At 60.5% G+C, this 24,037-nt stretch carries 10 protein-coding genes and 2 pseudogenes; 6 read left to right on the top strand and 6 right to left on the bottom strand.

Annotated features, from left to right (window positions below; translation table 11 throughout):
• Positions 1–155: 155 nt before the first annotated feature.
• Positions 156–1,007 (bottom strand): helix-turn-helix domain-containing protein, encoded by an 852-nt coding sequence (locus ACTG2W_RS01060; RefSeq protein WP_440016534.1) that lies wholly within the window; start codon positions 1,005–1,007, stop codon positions 156–158.
• Positions 1,008–1,205: 198 nt separating this feature from the next.
• Between ACTG2W_RS01060 and ACTG2W_RS01055 the strand changes: the two genes are divergently transcribed.
• On the top strand, positions 1,206–2,123 hold the full coding sequence (locus ACTG2W_RS01055) for a DMT family transporter (protein WP_106843839.1): 918 nt from the start codon (positions 1,206–1,208) through the stop codon (positions 2,121–2,123).
• A gap of 69 nt (positions 2,124–2,192) precedes the next feature.
• Positions 2,193–3,059 carry a LysR family transcriptional regulator gene (locus tag ACTG2W_RS01050; protein WP_106843838.1) on the top strand — a complete coding sequence of 289 codons (867 nt, stop codon included), beginning with the start codon at positions 2,193–2,195 and terminating at the stop codon, positions 3,057–3,059.
• Between the two features lie 76 nt (positions 3,060–3,135).
• Here ACTG2W_RS01050 and ACTG2W_RS01045 read toward each other — a convergent pair whose 3' ends face one another.
• From ACTG2W_RS01045 to ACTG2W_RS01030, 4 genes and pseudogenes are all read right to left on the bottom strand, one after another.
• Complete coding sequence (locus tag ACTG2W_RS01045) at positions 3,136–3,912, bottom strand: TSUP family transporter (RefSeq protein ID WP_005333472.1); 777 nt, start codon at positions 3,910–3,912, stop codon at positions 3,136–3,138.
• A gap of 201 nt (positions 3,913–4,113) precedes the next feature.
• Positions 4,114–4,869 (bottom strand): tRNA-uridine aminocarboxypropyltransferase, encoded by a 756-nt coding sequence (locus ACTG2W_RS01040; protein ID WP_106843837.1) that lies wholly within the window; start codon positions 4,867–4,869, stop codon positions 4,114–4,116.
• A 172-nt stretch (positions 4,870–5,041) separates the two neighbouring features.
• Positions 5,042–6,252, bottom strand: a pseudogene (locus ACTG2W_RS01035) (ROK family protein).
• 132 nt (positions 6,253–6,384) lie between these two features.
• Positions 6,385–8,052 (bottom strand): methyl-accepting chemotaxis protein, encoded by a 1,668-nt coding sequence (locus ACTG2W_RS01030; protein ID WP_106843836.1) that lies wholly within the window; start codon positions 8,050–8,052, stop codon positions 6,385–6,387.
• A 123-nt stretch (positions 8,053–8,175) separates the two neighbouring features.
• Between ACTG2W_RS01030 and ACTG2W_RS01025 the strand changes: the two genes are divergently transcribed.
• The 4 genes from ACTG2W_RS01025 (at position 8,176) to glpC (ending at position 13,056) form a co-directional block, all read left to right on the top strand.
• Complete coding sequence (locus ACTG2W_RS01025; RefSeq protein WP_081990741.1) at positions 8,176–8,631, top strand: YchJ family protein; 456 nt, start codon at positions 8,176–8,178, stop codon at positions 8,629–8,631.
• 242 nt (positions 8,632–8,873) lie between these two features.
• Positions 8,874–10,547 carry an anaerobic glycerol-3-phosphate dehydrogenase subunit A gene (gene glpA, locus ACTG2W_RS01020; protein WP_106843835.1) on the top strand — a complete coding sequence of 558 codons (1,674 nt, stop codon included), beginning with the start codon at positions 8,874–8,876 and terminating at the stop codon, positions 10,545–10,547.
• Complete coding sequence (glpB, locus tag ACTG2W_RS01015) at positions 10,537–11,802, top strand: glycerol-3-phosphate dehydrogenase subunit GlpB (RefSeq protein WP_440015976.1); 1,266 nt, start codon at positions 10,537–10,539, stop codon at positions 11,800–11,802. The genes glpA and glpB overlap by 11 nt, the downstream gene beginning before the upstream one ends.
• A gap of 51 nt (positions 11,803–11,853) precedes the next feature.
• Positions 11,854–13,056 (top strand): anaerobic glycerol-3-phosphate dehydrogenase subunit GlpC, encoded by a 1,203-nt coding sequence (gene glpC / locus ACTG2W_RS01010; RefSeq protein ID WP_158111129.1) that lies wholly within the window; start codon positions 11,854–11,856, stop codon positions 13,054–13,056.
• 100 nt (positions 13,057–13,156) lie between these two features.
• Here the strand turns inward: glpC and ACTG2W_RS01005 are convergent.
• Positions 13,157–23,859 (bottom strand): annotated as a pseudogene (locus tag ACTG2W_RS01005) (retention module-containing protein).
• Between the last annotated feature and the right edge of the window lie 178 nt (positions 23,860–24,037).

Below are 24,037 nucleotides of genomic sequence, written 5' to 3'. Positions count from 1 at the left end.
GGGAGGGGTAACAACAGCGGTGCGATCTTGCGGGGCATTCCAGTGGCTGAACCAGAGATGACGGGTACGGATTTGACGTTTGCGATAATTCAATGGGCATTCCTTTCAATGGATAAGTGGTAGAGAGTACACCTCTTTTGTCCAAAGTCTCAGGGTTATCTGTGACGAGAAGATGACAATTGCGCCCGCCACTGCCCCGGCGTCAAACCAAACGCCTCGCGAAAACGATTGCCGAAATGGGCCTGGGAAGAGAAGCCACACTGACTGGCGATACTGGCCAGCGGCTCGGGGCCGGCCAACAGCTGCTTGGCCCGTTTGAGCCGCAGCCCCAGCAGATAGCGGTGGGGCGGGCAGCCGAGACTCTGGCCGAACATGCGGGCAAAGTGATACTCGCTCAGCCCCGCCTGCTGGGCCAGCTCTGTCAGCGTGACCGAATCGGCCAGATGGGCCTGCAGATACTCCTGCACCCGCTTGATCACCACCGGCGCCAGCCCGCCGCGCAGAGGCGGCAGACCGGGAGCCTCCTCGGTGTGGTGGCGATAGGCGTGGAGGATCAACATCCAGGCGCCGTGGGAGAGCGCCAACCGATCGACCCCGTGCTGCCACTCCAGCTGCATCAACTGGCGCTGCACCAGCGAAGCCGCCTGCGGATCGTCGATAAAGGTCTTGTCCACCAGTTGCAGGTGGCGCCCCTCCTTGTCACACACCTCCTCGGCGATACGGGTGAGGTGAGCCGGGGTGAAGTAGAGATGAAAGAATCGGAACTCTTCGCGCACCAGCCACTCGGATCTGTGGTGATCCGGCATGATGCACACCTTGCCGGTGCCGCCGTGGCCACCCGGCCCGTCGAGTCGCTCGGTCTGCTCGCCTCCTTGCAGATAGACGCTCAGGGTGTGGTGGCCCGGCTTGTGATAGCGGGTCTGGTCATAGCAATTGCGCCAACTGGCCACCCCGAGCCCGGGTTCGAGCCAGCAAGCGTCCTCCAGCCGGGCGCCGGTGCTGACCAGTGCATAATACCCCTGCTGTTTTCATTCGCCCCTGCCACCTGTTCCGGTTATGTGTACGGGTTATCCCGCTGCCATCCATCTTACCGACCGCGCCCGCAGATGACAGCGCAGGGCGATGAAAAACCGCAAGATGGTGCAATCCAGCCATCAGGGCTCGCCCCATAGTGGGTCATCTCTCCCTGACTCACCGGAACTGTGATGAACCTGATGCTCTATCTTGCCACCGTGCTTATCTGGGGCAGCACCTGGATTGCCATCGCCTGGCAACTTGGCCCCATCCCCATCGAGGTGTCGGTGCTCTACCGCTTCTTGTTGGCGGCGGTTGCGCTGTTTGCCCTGCTCACCGCCAGCGGCCGCTTTCCACGCCTCCCCTGGCACGGCCAGCGCTATGCCGCACTGCTCGGTGCCCTGCTCTTTTCCACCAACTTTCTCTGCTTTTACCACGCCACCCGTTATATCCCGAGCGGCATGTCGGCGGTGATCTTCGCCAGTGCCAGCATCTTCAACGGCCTCAACCTCTGGCTGTTCGAGCGCAAGCACCCCACCCAGCGCTGGTTGCAAGGCTCCTTGCTGGGACTCTTTGGCACCCTGCTGCTGTTCTGGCCGGTGCTGGCAGATGCGCAACTGGGTGCAAACGGCTGGAAGGGGCTGCTGCTCGCCTGCGGCGGCACCCTCTGCTTTTCGCTGGGCAATCTGGTCTCGGCCCGGGGCCAACGCCACGGCTATCACGTACTGCAACTGGTGCCCTGGGGCATGGTTTACGGCGTGGTGCTGTTGCTGGGCTGGGTCACATTGCTCGGGCAGCAACTGGTGGTGCCGACCGATGGCCACTATCTGGCGGCCATGGTCTACCTCGCCCTGTTTGGCTCGGTGATCGCTTTTACCGCATACCTGACCCTGGTGGGGCGCATCGGTGCCAGCAAGGCCTCCTACGCCACCGTGCTCTTTCCGCTGGTGGCGCTTACCCTATCTACCTTCTATGAAGGCTTTGTCTGGCAGCCGGTCTCGGTGGCCGGGGTGGTGGTAAGCCTCATCGGCAATCTGGTGATCTTCGCGCCGCCCTTAAGCGAGTGGCGCATTCGACCGGCCAAGGCAGCAAACGACCCTTGCTCCTGAGCCAGTCAGCCCCTAAGGTAGCGCTGATCAATCTGTGACGATCCTGATGGCGATAAACAAGGGGGCGAGATGTTACTGGAAGGGCTGGAGACGCTGAGCCTGCTGGCGAGCGAAGGGACCATGGCCAAGGTGGCCAGTCGCCTCTATATCAGCCAGTCGGCGGTGAGCAAGCGAATTGCCCAGCTGGAGCAGCGCCTTGGCAAGAAGCTGATTGAGCCGGAGGGGCGCCAGATCCGCCTAACCCCGCAGGCAAAGGAGCTGCTTGAGCGAGTGGCCCCGAGTCTGGCAGAGATGAAAGGAGTGCTGGCCGATAGCCAGGATCTGGCGGATCAGAGCCCCCTCCCCATCGCCTGCTCCGAAACCCTGCTGGCCGGTTATCTCGCCCACTTTATGCGCGACTATCTGGAGCGCGATCCCCACCTTGCCCTCTCCACCCACCACACGCCGGTCATTCTGGCACGGGTGCGCAGCGGCGATGCCCTGCTCGGCATCTGCGCCGGTCGGCTCCCTCCCGGCCATGGCCTCGGCGCCGATCTGCTGCTTGAGGAGCCCTTCTATCTGGTGGGCGAGGCGCAGCAGAGCCTGCCGCCAGCCAGCGCAGAAAGCAGGCGCAAGATCCTCACCATGGATCTGGAGAACCCCTCCAACCGCTACCTGCGTCAACCGCTGGCTGATTTGGGGCTGGAGCCCGCCATGGAGCTCGACTCCTATCTGGCGCTCATCGAACTCGCCAAGGCGGGCATTGGCCCGGTACTGCTCCCCGCTGGCCTGCTGGGGCAGGTGGGAGAACAGGGGGATATGGCGCGTCCAATGCCCGGGCTGGGCCGCCCCCTCCATCTGGTCTACCGGCCAAACAGCCTCAAGCGAGAGCGGATCGCCAGGCTGGTGAGCGCCCTGCAACAACACTTTCGTCACCGCAGCGACACGCCGAGCTAGCGCTGTAAAACACCAGATGTGACAACGGGGCCCAAGGGCCCCGTTAACAATTGCGATGCGGCAAGCAAGGCGCACATCAGATCCAGGCAAACAGCTCCGGATACTGGCTCCACACCAGCTTGGCAGACATCAGCAAGGAGACGGTCACCAGCAGCGGCTTGATCAGCTTCACCCCTTTTTTCAGCACCATTTTGGAGCCAAAACGAGCGCCGATAAACTGCCCCAACGCCATGCAAAAACCGACACTCCACACCACCTTGCCACCAAGCGCAAAGAACAGCAGAGAGGCAATATTCGAGGTGAAGTTGAGCAGCTTGGTATGGGCGGTGGCGCGCGCCATGCCAAAGCCTGCCAGCGCCACGAAACCGATGGCAAAAAACGAACCTGTGCCCGGCCCGAAAAACCCGTCATAAAAGCCGACCCCGCCCCCCACCAACAGCGCAAACAGCATGGGAGTCAGACGGCGGGAGCTCTCGGCATCGCTTACCCGCGGCGAGAAGTAGAAGTAGCAGGCAAAGGCCATCAGCAGGAAAGGGAGCAGGCGCTCGAGAATGGCAGCGTCTATAGTCTGCACCGCCAGCGTGCCGATGGCAGCACCAATAAAGGTGCAGATCACCGCAGGCCAGATCATGGCCCACTCCAACAACCCCTTGCGAGCATAGAACCAGGTGGCAGAGAAGGAGCCAAAACTGCTCTGCAGCTTGTTGGTGCCGAGCACCAGCGCGGGCGGCATGCCGGTGGCCAGCAGAGCAGGCACCGTCAACAGGCCGCCGCCACCGGCGATGGCATCGATAAAGCCGGCGACAAGCGCTACACCGAACAGGGCAAACAGGGTAACCAGTTCCAATTCCATCCATAGACCTCACGAGAGTGGGTTGCCCGAAGGGTCGAGCAACCGGATATAACCAAAACGACGTTGTGCGGGGGGGCACAGGCTGTCCGCTATCCTAGCGAGCCACTGACCATGAATCTAACGAAACAGTGGCAGCCAATTGATTCCTGATTTTCATTAATTTGAGCGGCCATGCCCCTGGCCCCCCCCTCAGAAGGCCAGTTAGCAAGCCGTTGAAGCGACGTTCGCTTCCTTGATGGCCGCCAGCGCCTCACAGAGATGATCCTCATCGGCACCGGGGAAACGGCTGACCCGCCCGGCCATGTAGCGGCTGCTGAACAAGTTGAACCAGTGCTGCAGTGCCTGCCCCGCCTTGAGCTCTCCCGCCACTTCCAGCACGCAGGCCGCCACCTCGGCGGTACAGAGGTGCTCCTCGCAGTTGGCCACCCGCATACCGTAGGTGGAGAGCGTATCGGGTTTGATGGCGAGCACCGGAAAACCGTCCAGATAGGGGCTCTTGTTGAACATCTTGCGCGCCTCCGGCCAGGTGCCGTCGAGCAGGATAAAGAGCGGTTTTTTACCCGGTGCCAGCGTCACCTCGCCGGTCAGGCGGGCAGGCGCCTTCTCGCAAGCGGGAAAGACCACATAGGGCTGCCAGGCGGGATCGGCCAGCAGGGCCAGCAGCTCGGGATGGGGCTGGGTGCGCGACCAGAGAAAGGCCCAGGTGGTATCCGGCAAGACATCGGCGATGAGGCGACCGGTGTTGGAGGGCTTCATCGGCTCGCTGTCATACATCAGGAGGCAGAAACCGGCCTCCGCTTTGAGCTCGGGGCGCCACTCGCAGGCACACCAATCCTCGCGCAGCTGACAGGCCGGACAGCGGGCCAGGGTGCCGCCACGGGCAAGAAACGGTCGGGTAGAGATACTCTTGCGCCAGGCCCGCAGGCGGTTGACGGCGTGATCAGGAACAGGCTTCATCTAGGTTCACAACTGGAGTCAAAACAGGAACGGCTGCGGTGCCAACATGTCACGGCGCCATAGGCGCGATAACAGGGGGCTGCCGGAAAAGCGCAAGATTGTACCGAGTTACGCGCTGGCGGAACAGCAATCCCTGCCCCTTTCGCCAGATGCAGAGCCAACTCCTCTTGCCTTACGACTCCTGACAGCTGCGCAGCAGCTCCAGCAACAGGCTGCCATCGCGCAGTGCCTTGTGCACCTGCACCGAAGTGGGCTTGGTGGGATCTTCGTAGAAGTGGGTGGATTCAATCTGCAGCCGCACCAGATATTCGGCTGGCAACTGGCTGGCCAGCGACTGGTGCAGCATGGGGAACAGCAGCCGATCGGCACGGGTGATTTCCCCCCCAGCAGCAGCTTGCCCGGGTTGAGTAGGCAGATGAGATTGGAGAGCACCTTGGAGAGGCGGCCCGCCGCCTGATGGAGAATATCCTGACAGAGGCTGTTGCCTGCCAGCGCCAGCTCGCACAGCTCGCGGATGGTGACGCTCTCGGGCAAGTCGTGCTCCTGCATCCGCTCGCGCAGATCCCGGTATTGCGCCTCCAGCGCCTGATTGGTCACCAGGGTGCAGGCGCAGCCAAAGCCGCCGCAGTAGCAGCGCTGGCCATAGGGTTCGAGCTGCAGGTGGCTGAGATCGCCAAGCAGCGCATTCTCGCTCTCGATGAGCTGACCATTGACCACCATGCCGACCCCGATGTCGTTGTGGACAAACACCAGCACCGCATCGGCACAATTTTTGGCGGCACCCCACTCCCGCTCAGCCTGGATCCAGGTGCGCACGTCACCGCTCACCAGCACAGGTACCGAGAACGCCTGTTGCAGAGTCGGGCCAAGGGGCCAGTTGCGCAGATCGTAGAAGGGGAAGTGCTTGACCATACCGGAGTGGCGCTCTACCTGACCCGGCAGACAGAGGGCGATGCAGGCCAGACTAAGGGACTTTCTCGGCAAAAACACCTTGATGGCATGCACCAGACTGCCCAGCAGATCGGCGCGCTCCTCCTCGGTAAAGAGGTGGCGCTGGCGGGCCAGCGAACGGCCGGAAAAGTCAAACAGCGCCATATCCACGTAGCCACGGCCGAGACGCATGGAGAGAAACTGGAAGCGGCGCTCGTTAATGCGCAGCAAGGTCTGACGACGGCCGCGCCCCACTGAACTTTCACCACAGGTGACCACCAGCCCCCCATCGAGCAGTTCCCGGGTGATCTTGGTGATACTGGCTGGCGAGAGACCGGTCAGGCGGGAGAGATCGGTGCGCGACAGCTCCTTGTGCTCTTCCAGACTGGCATAGACCAGGCCGTAGTTGAGCTGCCGGATCAAATCGATACTACCTTTCACGATCTCATTCATAGGGTATGGGGCAAAGGCTGAAAAAAAGAGGCTGGCAATTTTCACACATTATTGGTCAATCCCCAAATAAAGTGCGGCCTGAACCGGGGGTCAGGCCACATCTTGTGGTTGCCGTCACGGACCATTGCAAGATCAATAACGGAATTGCGATACCAGTTTGCGCAATTTGCCGCCGGTACTGGCCAGATCGCGGGTGGTGCTGTTGGATTCCACCGCCGCGCTGGTCAGCTCGCTGACAATCTGCTGAATGGCCACCAGGTTCTTGTTGATCTCCTCGGAGACCGCGTGCTGCTCCTCGGCGGCGGTGGCGATCTGGATGTTCATGTCGTTGATGGTACTGACCGCCATCACCATGCTGTCGAGGGAGCTGGCGATATGGCTCGCCTCCTGCACCGTCTCCTGGCTGCGATCCTCGCTCGCCTGCATCACATCCACCGCCTGCTTCACCCCACCCTGCAGACGTTGCAGCATCTCGTTGATCTCCTTGGTGCTCTGCTGGGTACGGCCGGCCAGCGAACGCACTTCGTCTGCCACCACCGCAAAGCCGCGTCCCTGCTCACCGGCGCGGGCCGCCTCGATGGCGGCGTTCAGCGCCAGCAGGTTGGTCTGTTCGGCAATGCCGCGAATAACCTCCACCACCGAGCCGATCTTGGCGGTCTCTTGCGCCAATTGTTCGATAACGCCGGAGGCGGTATGCACCTCCCCCACCAGCCGGTTGATACTGTTGATAGCCCCGCTCACCACCCCCCGGGCGGCGTCCGATTCACGAGCCGCATCGCTGGTTGCTGTCGCGGCATTGGAGGCACTGGCCGCCACCTCCTGCGCGGTGGAGCTCATCTCGGTCACTGCGGTAACCACTTGGTCGGTCTCGCGACTGTGGCCCTGCATCTGATGGTCATAGTGTTCGCTCAAATGGTGCAGCTTGTCGACCGCGCTAAAGAGGTGGTTGCTGGTCTCGCCCACCTGACTCACCACCGACTGGATCCGCTCGACAAAGCGGTTGAAAGCGCTGGCCAGCTGGCCAATCTCGTCCTGGCTCTGCACCTTGAGGCGCTGGGTCAGATCCCCGTCGCCGTTGGCGATATCGTTCAATGCCAGCACCGCATCCGCCAGCGGCTTGGTGACCCGGTTGCCCACAATAACGGTCGCCGCCAGGGTGATACCGAGGATCAGCAGGATCACCAGCACACTGCTCTGCAGCGACTCGTGCATATTGCTCTCGCGCTCTGCCCGCAAGGCTGCCAGCTCGTTGTCGATATCATCGATATAAAAACCGGTACCAATGGCCCACTGGTATTTGTCCAACACCAGAGTAAAGGCCAGTTTGGGAGCATCGCGACCGATGGAGGGCTTGGCCGTCCAGTATTCGGTAAAACCATCCCCCTGACGGGCCGACTTGAGGATCTCCTGGATCAGCAATTTGCCCTTGGCATCCTTGTCGTTCCAGCGGTTTTTCCCCTCCAGCTCGGTACGCACCGGCAGCAGTATGGTGTTGCCCTCGAAGTCATAGACAAAGAAGTAGCCGTCACTGCTGTAACGCAGCGGCCTGAGCAACTCTTTGACCTTTTGACGATTTTCCGGTGAATCCGGCAGGGAATACACGGCATCGACGGCGGTTTTGGCCATCATGATGTAACTGCTGAGCAGCGCTTTACGCTCCTTGATGGCATTTTCCCTCGCCACCACCAGATCAGACTCCAGATCACTCTTGGAGACCATGTAGTTACTGAGATTGACCACCAGGGCCATCAACAGTACGGGGACTGCACCCAGTAACAGGATTTTCTGCTTTAGCGTCATCTTTCACATCCTTGCAGCTGTTTTTATTGGAATTCCTTGCTTACTCATCAGTATAGGTGCTGGCAGGGCGAGCCCAGCTTTCGTTACAATTCCCTTAAACAAATCGGCCAGAACGTGAAAATCATGAATCTTTGTCCTTGCGGCTCAACCCTTTCTCTCGAATTGTGCTGTGGCTCACGTCACAGTGGCGCTGTAGCTGACACCCCGGAGCAGCTGATGCGCTCGCGCTACAGTGCTTTTGTGCTCGGTCTGGGGGAGTATCTGGTCCATAGCTGGCACCCGGCCCACCTTGGCGGTCTCACCGCCGAAGAGCTTTCACGCATCGACACCCGCTGGGATGGTCTCGAGATCATCGCCAGCCAGGGCGGCCCGGAGGATGAAACCGGGATGGTGGAGTTCAAAGCCTGGTTTCTGGACGGGGATGAGCGTCACTGCCTCCATGAGCGTTCTCGCTTCGTGCGTTATCAGGGGCGCTGGGTCTACACCGAGGGAGAGCAGGATCCGGCGCCCCTCAAGGCAGGACGCAACGATCCCTGCCCATGTGGCAGCGGCAAAAAGCACAAGAAGTGCTGCGGCTGACGCATCACACACCCACCAAACTCGTCAAACAGTGACAAGGGGCATCCGATGCCCCTTTTTTGTGCCTGTTATTCGCCACCAGCCCACAAACCGATGCGATAACAAGCGTGACAAATGTCACATAATGCTCATTAACGCGCGAGCAAATGAGCGCTTGCGAACGCAAATTTGGCCCATATCAAACATTTCCACTCAGAAGTAGGCCACACTGGCCTCATCTGGAAGAGATGAGACGGGCAACAATGAAAAGAATAACTACACAAGTCGTCATCATAGGCGGCGGTGCCACAGGGGCCGGCATCATGCGCGATTGCGCACTGCGCGGCATCGACTGCATCCTGCTCGAGCGCGATGATATCGCCGCCGGCACCACCGGCCGCAACCACGGCCTGCTCCACTCCGGTGCCCGCTACGCGGTGACGGATCAGGAGTCCGCCCGCGAATGCATCCAGGAAAACCGTATCCTCAAGCGGATCGCCAGCCACTGTGTCGAAGACACGGGCGGCCTCTTCCTCACCCTGCCGGAAGATGACATCAATTTCCAAACCACCTTTATGGATGCCTGCGCTCTGGCCGGTATCGAAACCCGCCAGCTCGATCCCGGTGAAGCCCTGCGCATGGAGCCCAACGCTAACCCGGCGATGATCGGCGCCATCCATGTACCGGACGGTACGGTCGACCCGTTCCGCCTCGCCGCCGCCAACGTGCTGGACGCCAAAGAGCATGGCGCGCGCATCTTCACCCACAGCAAGGTGCTGGGACTCTTGCGCACTCAGGATCGGGTACACGGCGTCAAGGCGATCAACACTCGCACCGGCGAAGCGTTCGAGGTGGAGTGTCAGGAGGTGATCAACGCCGCAGGCATCTGGGGCCAGCAAATTTGCGAATACGCCGATCTCGGCATCCGCATGTTCCCGGCCAAAGGCTCCCTGCTCATCATGGATTACCGCATCAACCAGTTGGTGCTCAACCGCGCCCGCAAACCGGCGGATGCGGACATTCTGGTGCCGGGCGATACCATCTCCCTCATCGGCACCACCTCCAGTCGTATCGATTACAACAAGATTGACCAGCTCACCGTCGAACCGGAAGAGGTCGAAGTGTTGCTGCGCGAGGGGATCAAGCTTGCCCCCATCATGGCGCGCACCCGTCTGTTGCGCGCCTACGCCGGCGTTCGCCCGCTGGTAGCGGTGGATGGCGACGAGAGCGGCCGCAATATCAGCCGCGGCATCGTGCTGCTCGATCACGCCGAGCGCGATGGCCTCAAGGGCTTCAACACCATCACCGGCGGCAAGCTGATGACCTACCGCCTGATGGCCGAATGGGCCACCGATCTGCTGGCCAAGAAGCTCGGCAACAACAAGCCCTGCCGCACTGCCGAGCTCAATCTGCCCGGCTCGCGGGATCCGGAGAAGGTCTCCGCCCCCGGTCTCTCGGTGCCTGCCGAAGGGTCGGCCCAATACCGCCACGGCGAGCGGGTCATCGCCTTCTTCCGTGACAATCCGAAAGCCAACGCCCTCATCTGCGAGTGCGAAATGGTCACCGCGGGCGAAATTGAATACGCCCTGCGCGAGCTGGATGTAGACAACCTCATCGACCTGCGCCGCCGCACCCGTCTGGGCATGGGCCCCTGTCAGGGCGAGCTGTGCGCCTACCGCGCCGCCGGTCTGATGCAGGAGTACGGCAAGGCCGATGGCCGTCAGGCCTGCGTCATGCTGCGCCAGTTCCTTGAGGAGCGTTACAAGGGAACCCGCCCCGTTCTGTGGGGCGATGCCCTGCGCGAGGCCGAGTTCACCTACTGGATCTACGAAGGGCTGTTTGGCCTGGGGGAATGGACGGCGCCACAACTGGTTGCCGATACCCCACGCGGCTCAACCAGCGCGACCACTCACAAGGAGAGCCGTCATGAAGTTTGACAATATCGTTATCGGCGGTGGCATGGCGGGGCTCTCGGCTGCCCTGCGGCTGGTGGAGGCAGGCCAGAAGACCCTGCTGATGGCATCCGGCCAGAGTGCCCTGCACTTCTCCTCCGGCTCGGTCGATCTGCTGGAAAGCGAGGGAGATCCCCGCGCCGCCCTGCCCGCCTTTATGGCTGCCCATCCGGATCACCCCTACAGCAAAGTCGGAATGCAGAATATCGAAGCGAGTCTGGCCGATCTGCAGCGCCACTGCGCCGAACAGGGATTGCCGCTGGTTCGCCACGACACCAATCACCTGCGCCTGACCCCCATCGGCACCCTCAAGCGGACCTGGCTCTCCCCCGATACCTGTGCCTGCGTGACCGATGCGCCGATCCCGGATGTACTGCTGCTGGCCACCCTCGAGGGCTTTCGCGACTTTCATCCGGCACTGGCGGCCGCCAATCTGGCGACCCATCCGCGTTTTGCCCACTGCCGCATTCTGACTGGCGAAATCCGCCTGCCCCAGCTGGCGGAATTCAGCCGCAATCCCCACGAGTTTCGCTCAGCCGACATCGCCCGTCTGTGTGACAAACATCATCTGGTGGCCGATCTGGCCCGCGAGATCAGCCGCATGGTGCAGGAGAGCGGTGTACCCGGCTGCCGCCATATCGTGCTGCCCGCCTGCCTGTCGCTGGGGCTGGTTGGCCCGCGTCTGGCGGAGCTGGAGCAGCGTACCGGCTGCACCATCAAGGAGGTGGCCACCATGCCGCCATCGCTGATCGGGATGCGGATGCAGGAGGCGCTCAAGCGCCGCTTTATGGCCCTTGGTGGCACCTTCCTCACCAGCGAGCGGGTGCTGGGCGCCCGTTACGAAGGTGACCGGGTGGTCGGCGTACACACCCAGAATGGCGATGATCAGCTGTTTGAAGCCGACAACTTCGTGCTCGCCTCCGGCAGCTTCTTCAGCCGTGGGTTGGAGTCCCGTCTGCGCGGCATTCGCGAACCCATCTTCGATGCTGATGTGCTGAGTCTGGAGGAGCGTGACGCCTGGGCCGGTCGCCGCCTGTTCGATCACCACCCTTTCATGGGCTTCGGGGTCAAGACCGACGACAAGCTGCGGGTGCTGCGTGGCGGCAAGCCGCTCGCCAACCTCTATGGCGCAGGCAGCGTGCTGGCGCACTATGACCCCATCAAGGAGGGGTCTGGTTCTGGTGTCGCCATTGCCACCGGCTGGCAGGCTGCCGGCCATATTCTGGGCGCGGCCCAATGATTACTACGTCCCATATCCCGTGTCTTCATCATCGCCGGGAGGAGAACTGACATGCTACTGGATCACGCCAACCAAACTTTCGATCAGTGCATCAAATGCACCGTCTGTACCGCCTACTGCCCGGTGGCCAAGGCCAACCCCGCCTACCCCGGCCCGAAACAGGCGGGCCCGGATGGGGAGCGGCTGCGGATCAAGAGCCCCGAGCTCTTTGACAGCGCCCTCAAGCACTGCACCAACTGCAAACGCTGCGAAGTAGCCTGCCCGAGCGGGGTGCGCATCGGCGACATCATCGCCAAGGCCAAGCACCAATACAGCGGCTTCAAACCGGGGATCCGCGAGTTCGTGCTCTCCCACACCGATCTGATGGGCAGCATGTCTACCCTGATGGCCCCGGTTGTCAACTTCACCACCGGCCTCAAGCCGATGAAGCTGGTGCTGGACAAGGCGCTGGGGGTCTCCTCCCACCGCGACCTGCCCAAATACTCCCAAGGCACCTTCCGCGGCTGGTACAAGAAGCAAAAAGAATCTCAGTCCCGCTTTGCGCGGCAGATCGCCTACTTCCACGGCTGCTACGTCAACTACAACCATCCGCAACTCGGCAAGGAGCTGGTACAGGTGCTCAACGCCATGAACATCGGCGTGCAGTTACTTGAGCGAGAGAAGTGCTGCGGCGTGCCGCTGATTGCCAACGGCTTCATGGACAAGGCCAAGCAGCAGGCGGCTTTTAATATCAAGCAGATGGAGAACTCCCTGCTGGGCAACGAGATGCCGCTGCTGGCTACCTCCTCCACCTGCGGCTTTACCCTGCGGGACGAATACCCCCACCTGCTGGAGCAGGATAACCACAAGGTACGGGATCGCATCTCGCTGGTGACCCGCTTCCTGTGGAACGAGTTCTACAAGGGCAACAAACCGGCGATGAAGCCGCTCAATCTGCACATCGCCTACCACACCCCCTGCCACATGGAAAAAATGGGGGGCGTCATCTACACCCTCGAATTGCTGCGCGCCATTCCCGGGGTCAAGGTGACGGTACTGGAGTCCCAGTGCTGCGGTATCGCCGGCACCTACGGCTTCAAGTCGGAGAACTACCAGACCAGCCAGACCATCGGCGAAGGGCTGTTTGATCAGATCAATCGCCTCTCCCCCGATCTGGTGATCACCGACTGCGAGACCTGCAAATGGCAGATCGAGATGAGCACCAGCTTCCGCTGTGAGCATCCGATCCACCTGTTGGCACAGGCGTTGGCCTGACTACTCCGGCCCTTGCGGCCGTATAAAAAAACAATCCACGCAGAGATAAACAAAGAGCCGGCAATTGCCGGCTCTTCTTTTTTACGCTTCACACACGCTATCAGGGGTGCTGGATGATCAGGCTATGTTGATCTTCCAGCATGCTCTGCAGGATATCGTGGGACGAGGTGCTGGTGAGATTCCAGCTGGTCAGGTCCACATCCTTCAGGGTGATCTGCTGAGTTATCTGGCCATCACCCGCGGGGGAAACCGAGAGATTCACATCGCTCAGGCCATTGCTCCCCGTGGTCACCGAGGCGGAGAGATGCTTGAGCAGATCATCGACACCATTGCCAGTGAGCCCTTGCAGCATATCAGCCAGATCGATCTTGTCCCCTTGCTCCGGATGGAAGTCGGTGATGGTATCGATGGCGGGCAGCCCCTGACTCCCCTCGTCCCCGTGCTGCCAAACGAAGAGATCGCTGCCAGCCCCGCCGGTGAGAATGTCGTTGCCATGGCCCCCCAATAGACGGTCATCGCCAGAGGAGCCAAACAGCCAATCCCCCTGATCGGAACCGACCAGCTCATGACCACTCTGGCCGTGCACCGTAATGGTCTCAAGGGGCGTACTGACTGTTGAGCCGCCGACACTCGACTCGGCACTGATCCCCAGCACATGGTCACCGTCGCCAAAACCGCTGAAGTAGAGCGGAACCGAGTGATCGGCCGGGATCAGCCAGTCGCCATTGCCATCGGCATGACCGACGCTCTGACCATGCTCGTCCTGCACCTGCGCCCCATTCAGGCCGCTGATGCGGATGGAGAGCTCGCCGGTGGCCGGATTGACCACGCTGGCGTTGATGCCAAGGGGGATAATGGCCCCCTGCAAGGCATGGAACGCATGCTGATCCACCGTCAGACCAGGCATATCCGGTTCGGGAGTGACAGTGATGGTCACCTGATCGGTGTCGCTCAGAGAACCGCCCGCACCGCTATTGCCCTGATCGGAGGTAGTGACGGTAAGGGTATCTTCTCCCCAGAAATCTTTGGCCGGTTCATAGTGCAGGTTGCTTGCCAGCAACTGGTTGAGATCAGCCAGCGACCCCACCAGGGTGATCTCGCTGGTACCCGCCCCCTGCACCATCACGGCACCGGTTGCACCCAGCAAGGTCAGTACACCATGCTCGACACGCAGCACCATGGAGACAGGCGCACTGCCTGCATCCACATCCTTCACGCTGACACCGGATAGCGACAGGGAGCCATCCTCCTTCACCGTCATGCTGCCAGGCAGCTGATTGACCGGGGCATCGTTGACCGGCTGCACCTCGATAGGCAGCACATCGGTATCGCTGAGTGCCCCGCCACTACCCGTGTTCCCCTGATCGTTGGTGACCATGGTCAGGGCGTCATTGCCGTAGAAATCACTGTTGCCCTGATAGGTGACCCCGCCAGAGAGCAAGGCATTGAGATCGGCCAGCGTGCCGGTCAGCACCAGCGAACCGGTGCCGTTGCCGACCACTGTCACGCCGCTGCCAGCAGGCAGCGTCAGGGTGCCATGCTCCACCGAGAGGGTGATCTTGATGGGGCTGTTGCCCGCATCCACATCTTTCACCTGCAAACCGTGGATGACGAAAGGCTGATCTTCCTGCGCGACTTGAGGGGTCGTTGGCAATACGTTGATTGGCGCATCGTTGACCGGGCTCACCTCCACATGGATGGTGCCATTGACCTCGGGGCCAAGGGCGCCGTTGTCGAGGCTCTGGGCGGTGATCTTGAGATCCAGTGCACCGTTGGCATCATTGGTCACCAGCTCGACCGTACCCAGCTTGCCGCCCTCGGTAGTGACCTGCCAGCGACCGCCACCCAGATCAACAACCGTCCCCGCCACGCCATTTGGCAAGCGGATCTCGGCACCATCAGGCACCCCTTCGATAGTGACCCGCACCTGCTCGGGCTTGTTCTCATGCACATTACCCGCACTGCCGCCGGTTGGCTGGGTATCCCGGGTCTCCAGCCCCAGATCAAGAGTAATCACATCCCCTTCGGTACCGCTTGCCTGACCCTGAATGTCAGCGATAAGGGCATCCCCCACCGGATTGACGGTGACGGTAAAGCTGCCACTGGTTTCGAGCGGAATGGTGAGCCCCTTGTCGAGGGTAAAGGCGCTCAGCGACAGCTCCACGGTGCCGCTGAAATCAGCTGGCGGGATCAGGGTCAGCTTGGCAAAATCGGTGCCTACAGGTACTTGCCAGACACCACCACCGTTATTCACGGCAGGGGCCGAGAGGGTGAAACCATCCGGTACCCCCTTGATCTGCAGCGCGACGATCTGCTCCGAGCCATCGTTATCGATAAGGGTTGCGCCAAATCCGGCAAGGTTGACCGTGCCATCCTCGCTCCCGGTGACGCTATGCACTGAGAGCTGGGCCGGATCGTTGACCGGCCTCACCTCAAAGCCGACCTGCCCGCTCCAGCTGCCGCTGTCGGTCACCTGCTGGCCACCAACCAGCGCGGTATCGACGATATCGACCTTGATGTCGAGCGGTATCTGACCGCTGAAGTGCTCTTTGGGCACAAACACCAAATCCTTGAGGGCAGCCACATCGTTGACCACCAGGGTGTTGACCGGCTTGCCACTGCCATCGAGGAAGTAGCCATATTTCGCATCCACCGTGATGGTGACCCGCTCAACGGTTTCGAGACCGCCGCCCGCGATGGAGGGGCTGATATCGGCCAGTTTCACCGAGAGATCGAGGTGGATCTCGCTATCTTCCAGATTGTCCGGCTGTCCATCCTGGTTGGTGTCCTGCACGGTCAGTGTCAGTTCCGGATGCTCGCCACGACCACCATTCACATCGACTACGGGGGCCACATCGACCCTAACCGTGCTGCTGTCAACCTTGATATCGCCACTGGCGGTATCGGTATTCACCACCTTCACCTCAATATTGAGCGAACCGGCAAAGTCCTGTGGCAAGCCAAGGGTCAACCCCTCCAGGCCCGCCAGTGACGGCGGCACCTTGATGACGTACTCACCGGTCGAGATGTTGTACTCGGCCCCGCTGATGGTCACGCCCGCCGGCAACCCCTTGAGGACAATGGTCACCTCGTCGCTCGCCTGGTCGGCGGCGCCGATATGGATCACGCCTTTGAGCTGCTGACCAAAATCAACCCGGATATCCTCCTTGCCCACCAGCACGGCGTTGTCGTCGATATCGACAGTCGCCGCCGGCGTCTTGGGCGTCACTGGCTTGTTTTCAAATTCGGCACTGGTTTCCAGGCTCACTTTGACATGGGCACTGGCATCGCCATCATCGCCCCGGTCGATCACCATGGCATCGATGCGGATCGGTTGAACCTTGCCGACAAACCCGTCCGGCGCATGCAGCTTGAAGCTACCGAGATTGCCCGCCGGCACGATCCAGCTGCCGTTACCGTTGTTGATACCGCCAACCACCACGAACTGATCGCCTGCACCACCGTTCAACACCGGCAGGTTGATCACCAGATAGTCGATCTCCTCCACGCTCGAGGGATCGAGGTCGGTAAAGATGAAGCGTCCACTCAGGTCTATACAGCCCCACTCTGCCCCACGAGAGCTCCACCGCTCTGGGTCAGCACGCCATCGGGCTCCACCACGGCCTGGATATCGACATGCAGATTGCCATCGATCACCTTCTCGGCCATCGCGCCAGAATCCACATCATGCTGGGTCACGGTAACATGGCTCTGGATAGTGGTATCCCGATCGCTATCCTCCGGCGCCTTCACCAGCAGTTGCCCCCCGTTGAGCAGGCTGTCGAGCTGGGCGGCAGTCAGGGTGACCTTGCCACTGACCACGGTCAGCTGGCTCTCCACGCCGCCGACTCGCAGCCAGATCTGGTAGCCATCCTCCACCCCGGAGAGACTCAGCGCCGTGACTTTCTCGGCGCCGTCAGTAAGGGTCGGATGCCAGTCCAGCACGGTGAACTGATCTTCCAGGCCATGGCTGGTCTTGCTGTAGTCGGTGGCGTCAATCTCGGGTTCCACCTTGATATGCAGCGGCACATCGAAGCTCTTGTGGTCGCCATCGTTCTCGGTCACCACCACCTTGGCGATCAGGTTCAAATCCGCCGTGCTGTTATGGGGCGGCTGAATAAGCAGGTTGCCAAAATCGGAGACATCGACTTGATAGGTCGGCTTGCCATGGGCGTCGAGTCCGGCAAAGGTGAGGGTCAGCTCCTTGCCATTGGCATCAAAGACCCGAGCACCTTCCGGCAGCCCTTGCAGCACCACGTTGAGGCTCTCGGAGGTGTCGTGCGGGGTATCGACCCACTCGCCCGAGGTGAGGGTAAAGTTGAGCGGTGCCCGTCCATCCTCACCCACTGTGGTGGCATAGCCTGTCCCTTCGGCCTCCCAGCCAGTATTGCCAAGCTCGAAGTGAGGCTGATCCACCACCCCCACCAGATCCACATGAAGGGTCTGGGAGCCCGTCTCCTTTTCGTTCACCACGGTATGGGTCTGGCCACTGGCATCGGTCAAGGTCGCCGTGTCTTTCACCACCCCCTTGATGGTCAGATCGAAATCGACGTTGCTGTTTTTCGGCGGTTGCAGCTTGAGTTCGCCAATCCGATCAAAAGGAACCTCATAGTAACCGGCTATGTTCTGTGCAACGGCGGAACCACCCAGCAACAAGGTTGCACCGTCAGGCAGACCACTGATGCGGACAAACATCTGCTCGGAGCCATCGAGTTTGTCACCCAGATGAGCAAGGGAGATCTTGCTGCCCAGATCGAGCAGGGTGTCTTCCTTGCCCTGAATGTCACGCACGGTGAGCTTGGCGTCATCGGCCACCGGATTGACGTTGATCACCAGATCAATTTTGTCTCCCTGCGCCGTACCCTGCCCCTGAGCGATCGGGTTCTTCTCGGTGCTGATCGGCGTCACCGACAGCTTGATGTCACCACTGAAATCCTTGCCCGGAACCACAGTCACCTTGTTGATGTTGCCGGCCGAAACTGTGTAGATGCCACTGCTATTTGGCTTGAGCTCGACTCCGTTGAGCATCAGGGTTCCCTTGCCCGCTTCCAGCTTGATCTGATAGGTCAACGTCTCGGATCTGTCTGTATCAGTCAGGCTCGCCTTGACGTCCAGCTTGATACCCGTGCTGTCTTCATTGGTGTCATAGTGGCGAGTGGTGTTGGCTGTGTCCCACAACGGCTTGTCGGCCACGCCGCGCACTGTCACAGCCAGATCGCCCGTTACAGCCGCAGGTGCTGCCCCTTCGGTGACACCGACCTGCAGTTGCACCTGGAAGTGCAGCGGCTGACCGCCAATGCTCCAGCTCGACCAGTTGCTTGAAGGCACAAAGGTCACCCCCTGAGTGGTGTAGTGAACATTATCACTGGTCACCATGGCCGCTGGCGGCACGATAAACCACTTGCCATCAGCCGTGGTGGTGAGGGCAACGCCGTTGTAATAGAAGGTGCCATGGGCATTGGCTGGCGCCTGGATAAGCAACTGATCCACATGCTCACCGCGATCGAAATCGCCAATATCGAGCTGCATGTTGATAGGGATACCCAGCCTCGGGTCTTGCGCCCCCTGATCTTCGTTACCAATGGCTGTGCTAACGGTAAAGCGCACCGCTTCATCCTGCAGATTGAGGGTCAGTGTGCTGTCTGCACGATCGCCATCGCCATCGACCAGATGGGCTGTCACCACCTGACTGAGCTGACTTGCATCGTGATTGAAACCGGCCGCAGGCTTGAAGGAGTAGGACCCATCGGCAGAGATGGTCAGGGTTCCCATCACCTGCTTGCCATCGGGGCTCAGCACATCTTGTATCAAAGAGCCATTGATGGCGTACGTCAGGCCATTGATGGTAATCGACTCGACGCGGGCACCATCCGCACCTTCATTGGCAGTAGGCAGCAGATCGCCGGTCACGGTACTGCTCCCTTCGCTCAGGGTATGTGCCAGCACAGTGCCGATAGGCATGTCATCTTGTACCGTCACGGTCACACTGACGTTCGGACTGCGATCGCCATCATGATCGGTGACAAACAGCGGCACTTCGATGGTCAACTCATCCTTGCCCTGTGCACCGTGATCAAGCTGGCCTACCAGATGGACGCTGTAACTGCCGTTAACATCGAGGTGGACCCAGAAAACGGGTTTGCCCCCCTCGGCCGTAGCCAGATACCAGCCGGTGCTGTGTGCCGCCAGCGTAACCGCTTTGCCACCCGACGTGAGATGATTGGCCTGATTGAATGCAGCCACATCCAGCTCAAGGGAGGCAACCCGATCCGAACCGGCAGTGATGGTCACCTTGCCACTATCGGTTTCTCCACTCTCTGCTGGTGTGGTCCCCGGATGCTGACCGTTCACTGCATCGAGATCAGACTCCTCGACCCGAACCGGTTCAATGGCGGATATGATCGGGTTGATGCCATCAGTCACCGTGACAGTGGCGGTGCCCTGATTTTTGCTGCCATCGCTGTCGGTGACTTCGACCGGAAGGGTCAGCTCCAGCTTGTTGTCTGCACCGTGATCCAGGTTGGTATGCACCGTCACCTGATAACCTATCTCTGCGCTGGTATGAGCGGCGATGGTGGCAGGGGCAGTGGGGATGGACACCGTCATCACTACCAGACCGCCACTGGTCACCGCCTGGAAGGTGTGACCATCGGTGCCAACCGCTTTCCAGGTCAGGGTTTCGCCGTTATGGGGGATGGGCTTGCCACTGGCATCCATGACCTGGCTGGAAAGGGTCAGCCGCACATCAGTCACCGGATCCGAGTCAGCTTTGATGGTGATCTTGCCGCTGGCTTGCTGATCATCCGCCGTCTGGTTATTGGCGGCGCCATCGAAGCGCCCTTCATTGAGGGTCACTCCGGTCAGGGTGAGGGTCGGTTTCCCCCCTTCCCCAATCTGGATATTGAGGGTGCCGCTGGTGCTGTCGTTGTTGCCGCCCGCCTTGTCGTAGTCGTTGACGATCACCTTGATGGGCAGCTCGGTCACGGCGTTGCTGCCCTGATGAAGCCCCTGATAGAGGGTCACCTGATAGTCAAACCCGTTCTTGCCCGCCTGCTCGAGGCTGCCAATCAGCTTGACGTCGAACACCTCGACCCGCTGGCCATCCACCATCACATACCCCTTGAGCAGCTGGCTGCCCGGGATCAGCGGGTCACCATCAACCAGCTCGTACTGCACCGGTTTACCCAAGGCGGTCAGCGCAGGTTGTTCGCTGGCATCGGCAAAGGCCACCTCCACCACCCGATCCGACCCGGCTTGCACATCGAAGTGACCGGTTTGGCTCAGGCTGTTGCTGCCGGTGAGGTCCCCCTCATCCAGGGACACGCCTTTGCCCGGGATAAAGCTCGGCGCCTTACCATCCACGGTGGTGAGCGGCAACGTGGTACCGATGCGATCGCCATCCTTGTCGGCCAGGGTGATGGCCAGCGGCAGGTTGAGGGATTCACTTCCCTTGTGATCCAGCTCGCCGCTCAGGGTGACCTTGGCGGTGACGCTCCAGTTGCCGTTGTTATCGACCAGGCTCAACTCGGCGCGCAGCACCACCAGCCCACCGGCGGTTCCGACCAGTTGGCCGGTCGCGGGATCAACGACGAAAGTGACCGGGTTACCGTGGCTGGTGAGTCCGGTCAGGGTGCTCTGGATAACGGCGATATCAAAGCCAAGGGAGTTGGGGTCAAGGGCATCGCTGCCGTGCGCGACCGAGAAACTCATGGTGCTGACGGCAGCCGTCTCCCCTTGCGCCATCTCGGTGATGGTGGTGCCAGTCACTGCGGAAATGGTCGGGTTGGCGCCATCCCCCACCGCCACGGTAATGGTAGAGGAGACCTTGTCACTATCGCTGTCGAGCAGGGTAAAGCCCGCCTTGAGCAGGCTGTCGGCACTGCCCTGATCCAGCGGTTGATGGAGGGTGAAGCTGTATTTGCCATCGTTGCCGAGGCTCAGCTCAAACACCAGCTTGCCATCTGGGGTACGCCCCTCGATACGATGATCGGCCACCGTGATGGTCACGGCCTGCTTGCCCGAAGTGAACCCTTGCAGCCCAGGCTGATTGGCGTCGAAGGTGATGCTGGCCAGCGGATCGCTGCCCGCGGTGATAGCCAGATCGCCGTTAAGGGTCTGGCCCTGCTGCCAGTTGCTATCTTCGGTGAGCGTGAGGGAGACAGGATCGACCTGCGGCAAGGCACCGTCGGTAATGGTGATATTGAGGGTGCCGAGGTTGCTCTTGTCACCGTCAAAATCTGAGCCCTGTACCTTCAGGCCAAGGTTGAGGCTGTTGGTCGCTTCCGGTTCGTCAAACACCCCGGTCAGGGAGACACTGTATTTGCCATCCAGTCCGATGGTAACGGTGAGGATTGCCTTGCCCTGCCAATCCTTGACGATCAGCTGGTTGTCCTGAACCTCGTAAGTCGTCGCCTTGCCCTGGCTGGTGAGCCCCGCCAGCGCCGGTTGGTTAGCCTCAAAGTTGAGGGAGACCAGACGATCGCTGCCCACCGTCACCGGCAGCTGACCATCGATGCTCTGGTTGCCCCCCTCTTGCAGGGCGACCCCCTTGTCGATGCCCAATGCGGGATCACTGCCATCATTGACAGTCAACGTCAGGTTGGCACTGGTGCTGTCGCCATCGATCTCGTTGGCGCTAACCTGCAAACCGAGGGAAAGCGTGTCGCTGCCCTGATGATCGAGCGGGCCGGTGAGGGTGACCACTACCCGACCAGCCAGATCGCTGCCCTGCTGCTGCGCATTCAATTCGGCGCGCAGCACCTCCACCCGTTGGCCACTGCCATCCAGGTAGTAACCCACCAGGGTGCGATCATCGGCAAATTCAAAGGTCAGCGGATGACCATCGCTGGCAAGACCCGAGCCGTTGAGGGTAGTCAGGGTGCTGCTCTGATTGCTGAACACCAGCGAATCCACCAACAAAGGATCGACACCGTGTTTGACTACAAAGCGACTCTCACCCACTACGGCAGCACCGTTGATAAAGGCATCTTCGGTCAGGGTAATGGGCGGGAGATCAACGTCAAAGTTGGGCGGATTGCTGTCCACCAGATTGATCACCAGCGGCGCCTTCACCAAATCGCCGTCGCTGTCTCGATATTCGAGGTTGAACGGCAGGCGCAACACGTCCTGACCGTGATCCAGGCTTTGACTCCAGACGATGCGGTAACTTCCGTCATTGTTGAGGGTCAGGGTGAAGACAGTCGCCCCACCAGCACTGGCGGTCAGGGTCTGACCGTTGATGGTGTAGCCAAGAGGCGCGCCATGGCTGACGAGCCCCAGCCCTTCCAAGGCACTCTGATCAGCGGAGAACTGGACTTGCAGATTGCCATCCTGGCCAGCACCGGTATTTAGACTACCGGTCGCGGTGATCGGGCCACCGGCCAATCCGGCTTCGGAGAGCGTCAAGGTTTCGCTCTGACCGATCAGCGGCGCCCCATCGCTGGCGCTGTTGCCCGCCAGATCGGTGACACTGGCACGCACTTCAAAGGATTGATTGATACCGGAGAGATCAAGACTGCTCACCTGCCAGCGGCCATCGGCCCCCACCAGTGCCGAGGTGGTCAGCAGCGGCTGGCCATTGCTGTCAACAAGTGTGATGGTGACACTCTGACCCGCTTCCACATTGCTGGTGGAACCACTCAGGATGGCGCTGCTGTTGCCAAACAGGGCTGCGGAATCGAGATCATCGATATCGATAAAGGCCTGGGTATCGACATTGATAACAAGGGTATCGCTGGCGCGGTTGCCGGCAATATCCACGGAATTGACCTGAAACTGGTACTGGCCATCGGCCAGGGTCTGCGGCAGCTGATATTGCCAGTTACCGGCGGCATCCACCGTCAGGATGGTGAGCACGCTGCCGCCAAGGCTCAGGGTTACGGTGGCGCCGGGCTCCCCCTTCCCTTGCAGCAGCGGGGTATTGTCACGGGTCAGATCATCGGTCTGGCTGGCGCCGGTGTCGCTCTCATCGGCGAGATCGAGGGTAATGGTGGTGATGGTATCGAGCAGGGTCTGTCCGGTATCACTGGCGTTGTTGCCCGCCTGATCCTGGGTATTAGCCACAATCTGCAACGGGCCATCCACCAGCTTGCCGGTCACATCGCCAAAATTGGCTTCCCACACCAGGCCGGGCAGCACCACGGTCGTCACCGTCAGTGAATTTCCCGCCTGATCGATAAGGGTCACAGTGACCGGCTGGCCCACCTCCACATCATCCACCACACCACGAATGATGACGCCAGCCGCTTCATCGGCGTTGATAATGTTGTCGCTGGTTTGGGGTTCGGTGATGGTGATGGCGGCAAAGAAATCACGCTCTTCGGAAAACAGCAGCTCATCGCCCACAGATTGCACCGCATGATCGGTATCAAAACCGGCCTCGGCCAGGGTGGCATCATTGGTACGATCGACCACCACAAAACCACCCGAGCTGGAACCGGCAACACCACCTATATTGCCAGCGGCTGCGGCAGCGTTACCGGCGGCGGTCTCCTTGAACAACTCGGTCGGGTCGATACCCTGACGGATCGCCTCTTGCAACGAGGCCAGTTCCGGATCGGCCGGTTGTCCATCAACTGCAGGTTTGGCGGGCACTGGTTTGGCGGCCATATCTTGCTCACCAGCAGGCTCACTGCCCGGCTTGGCTAGTTGAAAGTGGCCCCCTTGGGCAGCTTGCAGGCGATCCCCCGGCTGCAATGCCATCCCCACCTTTGCTCGTATGACAGATCCATCTGCACTGATGACAAACACGGAGCCCTCGAGTTGGGTGATCACCGTGGACTTTTCAATTTGCAACTCTGCCATACAACCTCCAGCAAAACCTTAACCACCAACATCAGTACCTACAGGGTACTTGTCTGTTCAATAATCATACCGCACCGCACCAGACTAAGTGGGTCTTTTCGCTATTTTCGACAATGATTGCCATAAAATGGCCATAACTTACAAGATTGTGCATCTAACAGGCCTTTTTAAATGAAAT

It is taken from the genome of Aeromonas sp. 96A, from assembly GCF_051919165.1.
GTDB classification, from domain to species: Bacteria; Pseudomonadota; Gammaproteobacteria; order Enterobacterales; family Aeromonadaceae; genus Aeromonas; species Aeromonas veronii.
This window is presented reverse-complemented; position numbering and strand designations above follow the sequence as displayed.

Bases quoted from the DNA above. Each gene is read 5' to 3' on its own strand.
- ACTG2W_RS01055 (WP_106843839.1), top strand. From the start codon at position 1,206: ATGAACCTGATGCTCTATCTTGCCACCGTGCTTATCTGGGGCAGCACC.
- ACTG2W_RS01050 (WP_106843838.1), top strand. From the start codon at position 2,193: ATGTTACTGGAAGGGCTGGAGACGCTGAGCCTGCTGGCGAGCGAAGGG.
- ACTG2W_RS01045 (WP_005333472.1), bottom strand. From the start codon at position 3,912: ATGGAATTGGAACTGGTTACCCTGTTTGCCCTGTTCGGTGTAGCGCTT.
- ACTG2W_RS01040 (WP_106843837.1), bottom strand. From the start codon at position 4,869: ATGAAGCCTGTTCCTGATCACGCCGTCAACCGCCTGCGGGCCTGGCGC.
- ACTG2W_RS01030 (WP_106843836.1), bottom strand. From the start codon at position 8,052: ATGACGCTAAAGCAGAAAATCCTGTTACTGGGTGCAGTCCCCGTACTG.
- ACTG2W_RS01025 (WP_081990741.1), top strand. From the start codon at position 8,176: ATGAATCTTTGTCCTTGCGGCTCAACCCTTTCTCTCGAATTGTGCTGT.
- glpA (WP_106843835.1), top strand. From the start codon at position 8,874: ATGAAAAGAATAACTACACAAGTCGTCATCATAGGCGGCGGTGCCACA.
- glpB (WP_440015976.1), top strand. From the start codon at position 10,537: ATGAAGTTTGACAATATCGTTATCGGCGGTGGCATGGCGGGGCTCTCG.
- glpC (WP_158111129.1), top strand. From the start codon at position 11,854: ATGCTACTGGATCACGCCAACCAAACTTTCGATCAGTGCATCAAATGC.